The following is a 14,280-nucleotide window of genomic DNA, read 5'->3' as shown; positions in this document are numbered from 1 at the left end:
GCCGAGCGGCGGCTCGTGCCGCAGCGCCGCGAGCCGCTCGGCGAGCCGGCGGTGCGCGTCGTCGTCGGCGGGGAGCGGTGCGGCCGCGACCGCGGGCAGCAGGTGGGCCCACAAGGCGTCGAGGACACCCTGCATGTCCTGGGTCCCCGCCGTGATCGCGACCACCGTCTCCTGCTCGGGCAGCACGACGCAGAACTGGCCGAACGCGCCGTCGCCCCGGAAGGAGCCGTGGCGCCCGCGCCACATCTGGTAGCCGTAGCCCTGCTGCCAGTCCGGGTTCTCGCCGGTCGACGGCGTGCGGGCGCGGCTCGCCGCCGCGACCCAGCCCTCGGGCAGGATGCGCCGGCCGCGCCACCGGCCGTCGTCGAGCAGGAGCACGCCGAGGCGCGCGACGTCCTCGGTGCGGGCGGACATGCCGAAGCCGCCGGTGTCCACGCCCGTCGGGCTCTGCTCCGTCGTCGCGCCGGTGATGCCGAGGGGCTCGAGGAGGCGCGGACCCAGGTAGTCGATGACGCGCTCGCCCGTCACCCCCTGCACGACGGCGGCCAGGACGTGCGTCGCCGCCGTGTTGTACGCGAAGTGCGTGCCGGGCTCGTGCTCGACCGGCAGGCGCAGGAACGCCTGGACCCAGTCCTCCTGCTCGAACACCCGGTCCGAGGTGTCCTCGTGGTGCCCGGTCGTCATGGTCAGCAGGTGCTCGAGCCGCATCCGCTCGAGGTTCGGGTGCGGCGCCGCACCCTCGAGGCTCACGTGGTCGAGCACCAGGTCGTCCGGCGAGAGCAGCCCCTCCGCCTCGGCGAGCCCCACGGCGATCGCGGTGAAGGTCTTCGTGAGCGAGAACAGCTGGTGCGGCCGATCGGGCGTGTACGGGTCCCACCACCCCTCGGCCACGACGGCGCCGCGCGTGACGACCATGAGGCTGTGCACCTCGTCGACCGCCTCGAGCGCGTCGACGAGGGCGAGGAGGCCGGACGACGCGACGCCCTGCTCCTCCGGGGTGCGGCGGGGCAGGGCGTCGTCGTCCATCTCAGCAGCGTGGCACGGCTACCGGTCCACGCGCACGGTGACCTCCCGGCTGCTCGAGGTGCCGAACGCGTTGACCAGCTCGGCGCGGTAGACGTGCGTGCCGCGCGCGCGGTCGGTGAGCGTGGTGCTCGCCTGCTGCGCGTTCGGGCTCTCCGCGACGAGGCTCTGGGTGTCGACCAGGACGCCGTCCTCGTAGAGGCGGTACTCGGTCGCGTTGGTCCCCCACCACAGGTTCGTGGTGAGCGTGTAGTCGCCGTCGCGGTCCCAGTTGTCGTGGGACAGCACCGGCGTGCCCGGGCCCGCGTTGGTGACGCGGACCGTGAGCGGCTGCGTCGTCGTCGTGCCGTGCTGGTTGGTCAGCTCGGCCGTGTAGACGTAGGTGCCGTTCGCGCGGCCGGGGATGCGCAGCGTCGCGTGCTGCGCGGCCGGCGTGCGGTCGACGAGGTCCTGCGTCCCGATCGGGACGCCGTTCTCGAGGAACGTCACCGTCTGCGCGTTCTGCCCCCACCACATGTCCATGGTGAGGACGAAGACGCCGTCGCGGTCCCAGTCGTCGGTCGAGAGCACGCCCCGACCGGGCGCCGCCGTCGCCGGACCGTCGACGCGCGGGCCGGGGCCCGGGTCGGCGCCCGTGTAGGCGATGCTCGGCGCGGGCGGCGTCGTCATGCCCTCGCCGAGGAAGTACGACGTGTGCGGCGGCTGGTTGTACGCCGTGTTCTGCCCCGCGACGCCGAGGCGGTAGACCGGGTCGGACTGCAGCGTGCGCAGCCGGTGGTCGGTCAGGTCGACGGTCGTGTGCAGCCGCAGCGCCGTCGAGTCCTCGGTGCGCGTGAGCAGCTCCTCGCGCCAGTCGCCGACGAGGTCCGCCTGCAGCGCCGGGTTGCCCTTGGTGTCGTTGCTCGTGAGCGTCCCCGTGGCCCGGTAGATCTCGACCTCGGTCCCCGTCGCCGGGTCCCACTTCGAGATCGTGGGGACACCGGTGCGCGTCTCCTCCGTCCAGTCGTGGTCGGTGATCTCGCGGAGCAGGTCGCCGTCCCACCAGGTGACGAAGTTCGCCGCCGGGATGGTGGTGGAGAGCACCTCGCCCGACGCCGACCGGACCTCGCCGACGCGTGAGTTCCACGCGGCGTCGCCGCCGATGACCCAGCCCTCGGCGCCCGGCGAGCCCGGGTCGATGTCCGCCGCGGCGGCCCGGCCCGTGTCACGCTGCGCCGGCACGCCCCAGAGGACCTGCCCCGTCGCGGCGTCGCGGAACGTCGCGCCGAGGTTGCCCGAGGCGCCCATGTCCTCGTGCGCCGCGAACACCTCGAGACCCGGCCGCGAGGGGTCGAGGTCGGAGACGTGCAGCGCGTCACCGTGGCCGAGGCCGGTCGTGTGGAGCGCGGTGCCGTCGTCGTCGATCGTCATCGACCCGAAGACGATCTCGTCCTTCTGGTCGCCGTCGACGTCCGCGACGGAGAACTGGTGGTTCCCCTGGCCGCGGTACTGGTCGCCCGCCTGGTCCGAGTCGAACGTCCAGCGCTCGGTGAGCTGCGAGCCGTCGAAGTCGAAGGCCGCGATGACTGCGCGGGTGTAGTAGCCGCGGCTGAAGACGACGCTCGGCCGCTCGCCGTCGAGGTACGCGACCCCGGCGAGGAAGCGGTCCACCCGGTTGCCGTAGGTGTCGCCCCACGAGCCGACGTCGCCCCGCGGCGGCAGGTACTCGACGGTGTCGACCGCCGCGCCCGTGGGTCCGGCGAAGACCGTGAGGTACTCCGGGCCCGTGAGCACGTAGCCGCTCGAGTTCCGGAAGTCGGCGCGCGCGTCGCCGATGACCGCACCGACGCCGTCCGTCGTGCCGTCGGCCGTCTTCATGGTCACCTCGGCCCGGCCGTCGCCGTCGAGGTCGAAGACCTGGAGCTGGGTGTAGTGGGCGCCGGCCCGGATGTTGCGGCCCAGGTCGATGCGCCACAGGCGCGTGCCGTCCAGCTCGTAGGCGTCCACCAGGACGTTCCCGGTGTAGCCGGCGCGCGAGTTGTCCTGCGAGTTCGTCGGGTCCCACTTGAGGACGACCTCGTACTGGCCGTCCCCGTCGAGGTCGCCGACCGACGTGTCGTTGGCGCGGTAGGAGTACGGCTGGCCGTCCTTGGTGACGCCGTCGGCCGGCTTGTCGAGCGGGATGTCGAGCGTCTGCGAGTCCCACACGACGACGTCGTCGGTCACCCAGCGCTCGATGCCGTCGACCACCGCGCTGATCCGGTACGTCGACGACGTCGTGCCGTCCGGGTCGAGCAGGTTGGTGCTGCCGGTGACCGGCGCGTCGGTGATCCGCTCGCCGTCGCGGTGCACGTGGAAGGCGATCGACTCGGGGTCGAGGCCGAGCATGCGCCACGCGACGTGCACGCCGTCGTCCGTCGCGACGGCGACCGGCGCCCGGTCGAGGCGCTCGGCCTGGCGCACGAGCGTCGTGACGGCCGGCGACGTGACGGTCGACGACGCCTCCGACGCCCCGCCCGCGTTGACGGCTGCGACCGCGTAGACGTACTCGACCGTGGTGAGCACCGTGGGGTCCGTGTACGTCGGGCTGTCGGCGCGGCCGATCAGCGCGAGCTCGCCGGGCGTGCCGTCGGGCTGCGGGTCGGCGCGGAACACCTGGTAGAACAGCGCACCCTCCGACGCGTCCCACGTGAGGGTCACGTCGTTCTTGTTCACCGCCCCGAGCGCGAGACCCGTCGGCACGGGTGCCGTCGCGACGTCCGGGTCGACCGTCGTGACCTCGAGCGGGTTCGACGCGACCGACTCGGTGCCGGTCGGGTCGAGCGCGACGACCGTGTAGGTGTAGTCGAGGCCGACGTCGGCCGTGGTGTCGACGAAGGCCGGCTCGGTCACGTCGCCGAGCGCCTCGGGCGCGGCCGCGGCCGCGTCCTGCCGGTAGACCCGGTAGGCCGTCGCGTCCTCCGACCCCGCCCAGGCGAGCGAGACCGCGACGTCGGCGCCGGTGATGGCGAGGTCGTCGAGCCGCAGCGCGCTCGGCGCGAGCAGCAGCGGGGTGATCTCGAGACCGTTCCACCAGCCGTCGGCCGTGATGTTCAGCTGGCCGTCGGTGACGAGGACCGGCTGGATCATCTTCTCGGCGATCGTGCCGCGACCCGCGTTGGAGGACCCGTGGTCCTTGCCCTCGGCCTGCAGCGCGAGCCGGCCGGAGCCGAGCGGGTCGCCGTAGTAGACCTTGAGCGCGTAGGCGCCGTTCGCGACGTCGACGCGCAGCTCGTGCTTCGCCGGGAGGACGAAGTCGCGCTGGAGCGCGTTCGGCACGGGGTCGAAGCCCGTGCCGCGGTCGCGGCCGCCGAGCCCGTCGACCGACGCCCAGCCGTAGCCGCGCTCGGCGGTGTAGAGCGTCGTGGTGTCGACGGCGGTGTAGCCCGGCATGACCTCGTTGCCCGGGAGCTGGAGGTCGAGGCGCAGCAGCGGCGCCTTGGTCGTGACGCGCACCGACGCCGAGGGCTCGGAGTCGCCGCGGCCGTTGACCGCGACGACGCGCAGGTCGTACGAGCTGCCCTCGGTCAGGCCGGTCACCGTGGCCTGCGGCACCGTCGACGTCGTCACGAGCGTCCACGCGTCCTCGCCGGCGGCCGTGCGGAAGACCTCGTAGATGTCCGCACCCTCGACCGCGGTCCACGTGAGCTGCACGCCCGCGTTGGAGACGTTGCCTGCGACGACGTCGACGGGCTGCGCCGGCACCTCGGCCGGCGGCTCGACCTCGACGACCTCGTCCGCGAGCGGCAGGTCGAGCGCGGCGACGTCGGCCGCCACGAGCCGCGCCATCTGGATGGCGCCGTACTCCTGGAAGTGCGTGTCGTCCGCCGTGCCGTTCGGGCGGCCCGGGTAGACGCCCGCGGGCACGTGCAGGAACACCGACATGGCGGCCTCGGGGCCGATCTCGGTGAGGTACGCGCGGCTGCTCGCGGAGAGGTCGACGAGCGCGGTGCCCGTCTCCTCGGCGATCGCCCGCGCGGCCTCGACGTACTCGGGGAACGAGACGTTCGCCGTGCCGTCGGCGGCGTACGAGCGCCGCGAGACCGGGGTGACGACGATCGGCGTCGCGCTGCGCTGGCGGGCGCCGTCGATGAAGGTGCGCAGGTAGTTCGCGTAGTCGGCCGGGGCGGCCCACCGGTCGTCGACGCCGTAGGAGTTGTCGTTGTGGCCGAACTGGGCGACGAGGTAGTCGCCCGGGCGGATGCCGAGCAGCACCTCGTCGAGGCGCCCCTGACTGATGAAGTTCTTCGAGCTGCGGCCACCGATCGCCCGGTTCTCGACGACGACGTCGTCCGTGAGGAAGCGGTCGATCATCTGGCCCCAGCCGGCCTGCGGCGCGTAGTCCGCGGTGTAGGTCTGGACCGTCGAGTCGCCCGTGACCCACAGCGTGGGCAGGGCGCCCGCGTCGCGCGGCGACTGCTGGGTGATCACGAGGCCGTTGAGGTTCGGCGCGCTGCCGCTGACCTCGATGTTGAGCTGGCCGTCGACGACCGCGATCCCGAACGCCATCTCCAGGTGCTCGCCGGCGGGGCGGGTGGTCGGCTGGACCTTGACCATGTGCTCGGCCGTGAGCGCGAGGTCCGTCGGGCCGGAGGGGTCGCCGGCGACGAGGTCGACGGTGTAGTCGCCGTTCGGCAGGTCCACGACGAGCTCGGTGTCGCCCATCGTGACGAAGTCGGAGCGCAGGGCGTCGGGCGTGCCGCGGTCGACGGCGGTCACGGCCGCGACGTCGACGAAGCCCAGGCGGCTCTCGGCCGTGTAGGCGCTCGTCGCGTCGAGCCGGACGGCGCCGGGCGCGGTCTCGCCGCTGCCGAGGTCGAGGGTGAGGACGCCGCCGTCGGGCAGGGTCGCGGGCGTGGTGAGGCTCGAGACCGCCGTCGCGGACGGGACGGAGAGGCCCGCCGCGTCGCGCGCCTGGACGCGGTAGTGGTGGACGGCGGTCGTGTCGACGTCGTCGGTGGTGTGCACGACACGCTCGGGCGTCTCCGCGACGACGGTCCACGGGCCGCCGGGCGCGTCGGCGCGTGAGACGACGTAGCCGGTGGCTCCCGTCACCTCGTCCCAGCGCAGCGTCACGGAGCCGTCGGTCACGTGCGCCATCCGGACGTTGCCGGGCGCGGCGATGGTGGAGCCGGGGTCGGTCGGGTCGGTCGGGTCCGTGGGGTCGGTCGGGTCGGTCGGGTCCGTCGGGGCGGAGGTCACGACGATGCCGTTGACGTAACCACCGGCGCCCTCTCCCGTGACGTCGACGGTGAGCTGACCGTCGCTCACGGTCGTGCGCCACGTCTGCTCGGTGACGGCCTGGCGCGACTGCAGCGTGCCGGCGGCGACGCCCTCGAGGGCGATGCGCGTCCGGGTGGTGCTGGTGCCCGTGAGCTGGTCCCCCGAGAGGACGCGCACGTCGTACGCGCCGTCGGGCACGTCGACCACGAACGACCAGGCGGTGCCGAGCACGAAGTCGTTCGCGACGGCGTCGGCGGCCTGGCTCGTCCGGTGGCGCGAGATCGGGGTGACGCCCTCGGCCGGCATGATCCCGTGGCCGAGCTCCGCGGTGTACCGCGTGGTGTCCGCGACCCCGGTCCAGCCGTCCGCGACCGGGCTCGTCGCCGTCCCGAGGTCGAACGAGAGCACGAGCGGCTCGTCGGCGGCTGTGGCTGCGCCCGTGGGGACGCCCACAGCGGCGAGCCCGAGCGCCGTCACCACGGCCACACCGCGCCGCGCGGCCCCCCAGCGAGCGGTGGCCCCGCGGGCGGTGGCGCTGTTGGCACCTGGGTGCACGCGCGCTCCGTGATCGATGGGACCGGGAGGGGCGGAGGTCATGGCACCACACCTTCTGTCTCGACGCTGAGAACCGGCCGACCCGACGCACGGACCGCCCGCGCCGTCCCACCCGAGCGAGCCGATGGCACGACGCCGCCGTCGTATGAATCGATTCAAGCACGCAGGGTGGTCCGACTGGTGGCCAGTCCTACCCCGCCCCTCCGCCCCAGGTCAACGCCCTGACCGCCCTGTGGGAAAGCGCTTGCCTGCGCGCTGCGCGCAGGCGCCCGATAGGAGCGCGCCCACTCAGCCCGCCCGGCGTCCCCTCAGCGCCACCCCGCACGCCGACCGGCGCGCCCAGGCAGCCACGCCCAGGCAGCCACGCCACCGAAGCGCGCCTTCCGCGGCGCGCCCAGGCAGCCACGCCAGGCAGCCACGACGCCGAAGCTCCCCGTCTGCGCTCCCGCGTTCGAACAACCGCACACCTGGACGTGGAGCCAACGCCTCCAGACGCACGCACGCTCGAACGCGAACATCCGGCCACCCCCGGGAGAGCCGTCGCCGCGCGCCGAGCCGCCGGCGGCCGGGCCCGCGGTCGGGCCGAGCCGGCGGCGGCCGGGCCCGCGGTCGCTACGGGAAGGGTTGCGCACGCCATGTGTGCGCAAGCCTTCCCCGGAGCCTGCGCGGTCCTCCGCGGAGCCGGGGGAGCCGGCGCAGCAGGGGCGGTGTGTCAGCGGCGGGGGCCGGGGTCGCGTGTCAGCGGCGGCGGGCAGGGGCGCGGGTCAGGGGCGGGGGGCCGGGGCCGTGGAGCCGCGGACGACGAGGTGGGTCGGCAGGGGTGGCGGCGGGGCGGCGTCGGTGGTGCGCGTGCCCTCGAGGCGGTTGAGCAGGAGGTCGGTCGCGAGGTACGCGGCCCGCTCGCTCGGCACGGCGACGGTCGTGAGCGCCGGCCGCACGAGGTCGGCGCCGAAGACGTCGTCGCACCCCACGACGCTGACCTCGTCCGGCACCACGACCCCCCGCTCGGCGAGCCGCGCCAGCACGCCGAACGCGAGCAGGTCGTTGAAGACGACGACGCCGCTCACCCCCGCGGTCACGACGGCGTCGGCCACGAGCGCGCCGCCCTCACGCCGCGGCACGTGCGAGCCCAGGTCGACGAGGTCGACGTCGAGCCGCCCGGCGGCCTCCGCGAGCGCGGCGCGACGGCGACCGTCCGACCACGACGTCGGCGGCCCTCCGGCGTAGCCGATGCGGCGGTGGCCGAGCGAGACGAGGTGCTGCAGCGCCTGCACGGCGCCGCCCGGGGTGTCGACGACGACGTGGTCGGTCGGCTGCGAGCGGTTGATCGTCACGATCGGCAGCTCGCGCGCCCAGTGCGCCAGGCGCTCGTCGTCGAGCCGGGCGCCGGCCAGCACGGCGCCGTCGACCGTCCCGCGCAGGTCGCGCAGCGCTCGCTCCTCGGCCGCGGGCGACTCCTCGGTGTCGACGAGGAGGTGCGCGAACCGGCCCTGGCGGAGCCGCGACTGCGTCCCGCGCACCGCCGAGAAGAAGAACGGGTTGGTCACGTCGGGGACGACGAGGGCGACGACGCCCGTCCGCCCCGAGAGCAGGGCACGCGCGGGCCCGCTCGGCGCGTAGCCGAGCTGCTCGGCCGCCGCCCGGACCCGGGCCTCCGTCTCACCGCTGACCCGGCCGGGCCGCGTCAGCGCGCGCGACGCCGTCGAGACGGCGACGCCGCTGAGCGCCGCGACGTCACGGAGCGTCGCGGGTCGAGGGCTCGCGCTGATGTCTCCTCCAGCCTGGGCCGGTCGCGAGGACCGCCGACGTCGTCCGACGCGTCGGCGGCCATCCTCGTGCCCGCGGCACCCGATGGCAACCATGCGGCAAACGTTTGCCACACGTCGAGGCCCGACCTACGCTCGTCGAGCCCGGACCCTCGCCCCAGGAGGCAGCATGACCGGCTCGACGACGAGCGGCGCAGCGGTCGCCGACGTGCACCCCGCATGGCTCCCGGACCGCGCCTTCGCCGGGATCGGCGGCCTCCGCGTCGCCGTCATCGGCGACGGCGACGTGGTGCAGACCGTGCGGGACGAGGTCGAGCGCGCGACGGCACGCTTCGGCGGTGCCCTGCTGCACGCGGCGGAGGGAGCCGACCTCGTGCTGGTCGCGGCAGCGCAGGCGCCCGGCCAGCTCGCGCCCGAGTCGTTCGACGTCGCCCTGGACGAGGACGTCGTGGTCGTGCGCGCCGCGGACGGCCCCGCCCTGCTCTACGGGCTGCACCACGTCGTGCGGCACACCGCGGCGCGCGACCTCGCGGCGGCCGTCGGGCGCACGGGGTTCCTCGGCGTGCACGCCCCCGCCGAGCCGATCCGCATGCTCGACCACTGGGACAACCTCACGGTCCACCCGGTCATGGGCCAGGTGGAGCGCGGGTACTCGGGCGACTCGATCTTCTGGCTCGACGGGAGGCTGCGCGACGACCTCGGGCGCGTCGAGGAGTACGCGCGGCTGCTCGGCTCGATGGCGATCAACCGGGTCGCGGTCAACAACGTCAACGTGCACGCCGTCGAGGCGCACCTGCTCACGGACGGCCTCGACGACGTCGCCACGCTCGCGGCCGCGTTCCGCCGGCACGGCATCCGCACGCACCTGTCCGTCTCCTTCGCGGCGCCCATGACGGTCGGCGGCCTCGCGACCTCGGACCCGCTCGACGACGACGTCCGCGCCTGGTGGACGCGCGCCGCCGCCGCCGTGTGGGCGCGCATCCCGGACTTCGGCGGCTTCGTGGTCAAGGCGGACTCCGAGGGGCAGCCCGGCCCGTTCGCGTACGGCCGCGACCACGCCGACGGCGCGAACCTCCTGGCCCGGGCGGTCGCACCGCACGGCGGGACCGTGTTCTGGCGCGCGTTCGTCTACAACCACACGCAGGACTGGCGCGACCGCTCGACGGACCGCGCCCGCGCGGCGTACGACCACTTCGCGCCGCTCGACGGACGGTTCGACGACAACGTCGTGCTCCAGGTCAAGTACGGCCCGATGGACTTCCAGACGCGCGAGCCCGTCTCGCCGGTCGTCGCGGCGATGCCGCGCACCCGGCTCGCGGTCGAGCTCCAGGTCACGCAGGAGTACACCGGCCAGCAGAAGCACGTGTGCTGGCTCGGGCCGCAGTGGTCAGAGCTGCTGGGCTTCCGGCCGTGGGGCGCGGGCACGACCGTCGCCGACGTCGCGGGCGGTCACGGCCCGGGCGGCCGCGCCGCCGGCCTGGTGGCCGTGTCCAACGTCGGCACGGACGAGTTCTGGACCGGCCACCCGCTCGCGCAGGCGAACCTCTACGCGTTCGGGCGGCTCGCGTGGGACCCGACCCTGCCCGCGACCGACGTGCTGGACGAGTGGGTCGACCTGACGTTCGGCGCCGACGACGACGTGCGCGACGCGCTGCACGACGTCATGGACGAGTCGTGGCACACCTACGAGGACTACACCGCCCCGCTCGGCGTCGGCTTCATGGTGCGCCCCGGCCACCACTACGGTCCCGACGTCGACGGGTACGAGTACACGCCCTGGGGCACCTACCACTTCGCGGACCGCGACGGCATCGGGGTCGACCGCACTCGTGCGACCGGGACGGGCTACACCGGCCAGTACCCGGAGCCGTGGCGGGACGTGTACGAGCGGCTCGAGACGTGCCCCGACGAGCTGCTGCTCTTCTTCCACCACGTCCCGTGGACGCACGTGCTGCACCGCGGCGTGAGCGTCGCCCAGCACGTCTACGACACGCACTTCCGCGGCGTCGACGCCGTCGACGCGATGGCCGAGCGCTGGGCGACCATGCAAGGACGCGTGCCCGACCCTTTCTTCGACCGCGTGGCCCAGCGCCTCACGGAGCAGCAGCGCGGCGCACGCGAGTGGCGGGACCAGCTGAACACGTACGTGCTGCGCAAGTCCGGCGTCCCGGACGCGCACGGCCGTCGCATCCACTGACGGCCCGCGCGGCGCCTCAGCCGACGCAGAACTCGTTCCCCCACGGGTCGAGCAGCGTGGTCCACGTCGACGGCCCCTGCCTGCCCTCGTGGTCGACGGTCGCGCCGCGCTCCACGAGGCGCGCGACGACGTCCTTCGCGTTCTCGCGGCCGGGCCTCACGTCGAGGTGCACGCGGTTCTTGACCGTCTTCCCCTCGGGCACGAGCTGGAAGAGGATGCGCCCGCCCGGCCCCGCGTCCGGGTCGGGGTGGCGGATCGCCGCACCCTCCTTCCAGACGAGGACGCCGCGGTGCGTCGTCGTGTCCTCGTCCGTCGCGTGGCCCTGGCTGATCATCGACCGGATGAAGTCCGGGTCGGAGGGCTCGACCTGCCAGCCGAGCGTCTCGGCCCACCAGTCGGCGAGCACGTGCGGCTCGCTGCAGTCCACCGTCACCTGGAAGCTCAGAGGAGTCGTCATGCCGCGACGCTAGACCCGCCCTCCGACACGCGACAGGCCGGACCCGCTCGCACGGGTCCGGCCTGCCCCTCGACGCACGCCCCCTCGGCGCACGCCCCCTCGGACGCGCCTCGGTGTCGTCAGCGGACGGGACGGAAGAACGCCCGGATGTCGTCGACGAGGACGTCCGGCACCTCGAGCGACGCGTAGTGGCCGCCGCGCTCGAACCGGCTCCAGTGCTCGATCCGGTCGTTGTCCCGCTCGGCGAGCGCGCGGATCGTCTGGAAGTCGTCGGCGAACACCGCGACGCCCATCCGACCGTGGTTGACCGCCGGCTCGCGCTCTAGCCGGGCGTCCTCGAAGTGGTACCGGCCCACGGACGCGGACGTGTTCGTGAGCCACTCGAGCGTCACCTCGGCGAGGATCGACTCGAGCGGGACGAGGCTAGTGCCGTTGCCGAAGCTGACGAAGAGCTCGTTCCACGCGAGCTGGCCGACGGGCGAGTCCGAGAGGCCCACGGCGACGGTCTGCGGCCGCGACGCGTTCATCGCGTTGTAGCCGCCCACGGACTGGAACCACTGCATGTGGGCGAGGCCCGCGTACTCCTCCGGCGTGAGGTCGGCGAGCTCGGCCGGGTCACCCGAGGGGAACGAGAACGCCTGGAGCACGTGCGAGCCCAGGAACCCGTCGGGCTCGAGGAGCCCGAGCTCACGACCGACGAGCGCGCCGAGGTCGCTGCCGTGCACCCCGTAGGTGTCGTAGCCCAGCCGGCGCATGAGCACGTCGAACGTCCGGGCGAGGCGCTCCGTCGTCCACCCGCGATCGACCACCGGGGTGCTCCAGCCGAAGCCCGGCGCCGACGGGACGACCACGTGGAACGCGTCCTCGGCGCGTCCGCCGTGCGCGACCGGGTCCCCGAGCGGCCCGATCATGTCGACGACGTCGAGGACGCTCCCCGGGTACGAGTGGACCAGCAGGAGCGGCGTCGCCTGCGGGTGCGGCGAGCGCACGTGGATGAGGTGGAGGGGCTGCCCGTCGACCTCCGTGCGGAAGTTCGGGAACGCGTCGAGCCGCCGTTCGACGTCGCGCCAGTCGAAGGCCTTCCACGCCTCGACGGCGTCGCGCAGCCACGAGTTCGGCGTGCCGTACAGCCAGTCGTCCTCGCCCGGGACCGGCGCGGGCAGCCGCGTGCGGTCGAGCCGCGAGCGCAGGTCGTCGAGGTCTGCCTGCGCGACCGCGATCGTGAACGGGACGACCTCCTCGCCCGTGGTGCCCATGCTGTCTGTGGTGCCGGTGCGGCTGGTGCTCGTGCTGTCCATCGTGCTCGTCCTCCCGGTCGTGGTGATCTCCATGACCACCACGGTAGGAGCGATACAGGAAGACTTGGTTCCTGTTGTGCGATGCTCTTTCCATGCTCGAGACCTCGGCCCGCCTCCTCGCCCTGCTCGGCCTGCTGCAGTCGCGACCGACGTGGACAGGCCCCGAGCTCGCGGAACGGCTGGGGGTCACGGGCCGGACGATCCGGACCGACATCGACCGCCTGCGCTCGCTCGGCTACCCCGTCGACGCGACGCGCGGGCGGACGGGCGCCTACCGGCTCGGCGCCGGCGGGCGCTTGCCGCCTCTCCTGCTCGACGACGACGAGGCGGTCGCGGTCGCCGTCGGCCTGCGCGCCGCGACCGGCGTGGCCGGCATCGAGGACGCGAGCCAGCGCGCGAGCACGAAGCTGCAGAAGGTCCTGCCGGCCCGCCTGCGCGGCCGCGTCGAGGCGCTGACCGCGAGCACCGGACGCGCACCGGAGAACACCGGAACCAACGCACCCGACCCGGAGGTCGAACCGGCCCTCCTCGCCGAGGTCGCCGAGGCCGTGCACCGGCACGAGCTGCTGCGCCTCGACCACCGGGAGGAGCCCATGCTGGTCGAGCCCTACCGGCTCGTCTCGTGGCAGCGCCGCTGGTACCTCGTGGCCCGCGACCCGGCGACCGGCAGGTGGCTCGCCCTGCGCGTCGACTGGATGCGGCTGCGCATGCGGACGGGGCGCCGGTTCACGCCCACGCCCCTGGCCGAGCCCGAGTACGCCGACCTCGTGGTCCGCGAGGTCGCGTCGAGCGGCTGGGCGGTGCACGCGCGGATCCTGGTGCCCGCTCCCGCGGCGGAGGTGCTCGCGCGGATCAACCCGGCCGTGGGCGTCGTCGAGCCGGTCGACGACGCGTCGTGCGTGCTCGTGACCGGCGCCGACAGCGTCGAGACGATCGCTGCCTACATCGGGATGCTCGGTCTGCCGTTCCGCGTCGACGGCCCGCCCGAGCTGGTCGAGGCGCTGCGCGTCCTCGGCGAGCGCTACGCCGCCGCCGTGCGCTGACGCGTCCGCTCAGCCCGCCTCGTCCTCCACGAAGCGCTCGCGGACGAGGTCGAGCACGGGCGCCTCGTTGCGCACGACGAGGAAGGTCAGCACCGACGCGAGCAGGACGGCGACCGCGTCGGACGCCACGGCGACGACGCCCCCGGTCAGGACCAGCAGCGACAGCAGCCCGAGCGTCCGCAGCGGCCGGGCGGTCAGCGTGAAGGCCGAGATCCGCGCGGCGTCGCGCCAGCGGAAGGCGAACGCCGACGTCACCCCGAGCATCCGGACCGTCCAGAGCATCAGCACCGCGGCGAGCCCGAGGAAGACGGTGGGCGGGAGGCCGCCGGCCACGTCGGACACGGCGTTCGTCGCGAGGACGGCCAGCAGCACCACGGAGGGCACCCACACCCGCAGCGCGTCGAGCGCGTTGAGGCGGTACCCGCGCCAGAAGTGCGGCGCGGGCGACGGGTCCCGCTCCCGCAGGAACACGCGCCAGGCGAAGAACGCCGCCGCGACCGCCGGCCCGAGCGGCGCGGCGCACAGCACGTACAGCGGCAGGCTGCCGAGGCCGGGCTCGAGGAAGAGCGACGCGACGAGGCCGGGGCCTGCGGTGAGCACCAGCAGGGCCTCGACGACGACGAACCAGTACACGACCGTCGCGGCGCGCCCGAGCGGCCCCTGCCGGACGTCCCCCGCGGTGCGACTCACGCGCTCGACC

8 protein-coding genes are annotated in these 14,280 nt (G+C 74.1%); 2 read left to right on the top strand and 6 right to left on the bottom strand.

Annotation, left to right across the window (positions count from 1 at the left end):
* The 3 genes from ICW40_RS02360 to ICW40_RS02350 form a co-directional block, all read right to left on the bottom strand.
* The coding region (locus ICW40_RS02360) for a serine hydrolase domain-containing protein (RefSeq protein WP_221652223.1) at window positions 1-1,026 on the bottom strand (1,026 nt) is incomplete at its 3' end.
* An 18-nt stretch (window positions 1,027-1,044) separates the two neighbouring features.
* Window positions 1,045-6,819, bottom strand: coding sequence for a rhamnogalacturonan lyase family protein (locus tag ICW40_RS21365; protein WP_308121583.1), 5,775 nt, complete (start codon window positions 6,817-6,819; stop codon window positions 1,045-1,047).
* Between the two features lie 764 nt (window positions 6,820-7,583).
* Window positions 7,584-8,681 (bottom strand): LacI family DNA-binding transcriptional regulator, encoded by a 1,098-nt coding sequence (locus tag ICW40_RS02350; RefSeq protein WP_221652222.1) that lies wholly within the window; start codon window positions 8,679-8,681, stop codon window positions 7,584-7,586.
* Between the two features lie 73 nt (window positions 8,682-8,754).
* Between ICW40_RS02350 and ICW40_RS02345 the strand changes: the two genes are divergently transcribed.
* Window positions 8,755-10,782 (top strand): alpha-glucuronidase, encoded by a 2,028-nt coding sequence (locus ICW40_RS02345; RefSeq protein ID WP_221652221.1) that lies wholly within the window; start codon window positions 8,755-8,757, stop codon window positions 10,780-10,782.
* 16 nt (window positions 10,783-10,798) lie between these two features.
* On the opposite strand, the gene ICW40_RS02340 is transcribed toward ICW40_RS02345, so the two are convergent.
* Window positions 10,799-11,239 (bottom strand): VOC family protein, encoded by a 441-nt coding sequence (locus ICW40_RS02340; RefSeq protein WP_221652220.1) that lies wholly within the window; start codon window positions 11,237-11,239, stop codon window positions 10,799-10,801.
* A gap of 119 nt (window positions 11,240-11,358) precedes the next feature.
* A complete protein-coding gene (locus tag ICW40_RS02335) occupies window positions 11,359-12,570 on the bottom strand; it encodes an epoxide hydrolase family protein (protein ID WP_445206260.1) in 1,212 nt (403 codons plus the stop codon).
* Window positions 12,571-12,629: 59 nt separating this feature from the next.
* On the opposite strand from ICW40_RS02335, the gene ICW40_RS02330 reads away from it, so the two are divergent.
* Complete coding sequence (locus ICW40_RS02330; RefSeq protein ID WP_221652219.1) at window positions 12,630-13,580, top strand: helix-turn-helix transcriptional regulator; 951 nt, start codon at window positions 12,630-12,632, stop codon at window positions 13,578-13,580.
* Window positions 13,581-13,589: 9 nt separating this feature from the next.
* Here ICW40_RS02330 and ICW40_RS02325 read toward each other — a convergent pair whose 3' ends face one another.
* Window positions 13,590-14,270, bottom strand: a complete 681-nt coding sequence (locus tag ICW40_RS02325; protein WP_221652218.1) for a DUF624 domain-containing protein — start codon at window positions 14,268-14,270, stop codon at window positions 13,590-13,592.
* Between the last annotated feature and the right edge of the window lie 10 nt (window positions 14,271-14,280).

It is taken from the genome of Actinotalea ferrariae, from assembly GCF_019733465.1.
In the GTDB taxonomy this organism is placed as follows: Bacteria; Actinomycetota; Actinomycetes; order Actinomycetales; family Cellulomonadaceae; genus Actinotalea; species Actinotalea ferrariae_A.
The sequence above is the reverse complement of the archived record's forward strand: the minus strand, read 5'-3'. Positions and strand labels throughout refer to the sequence as shown.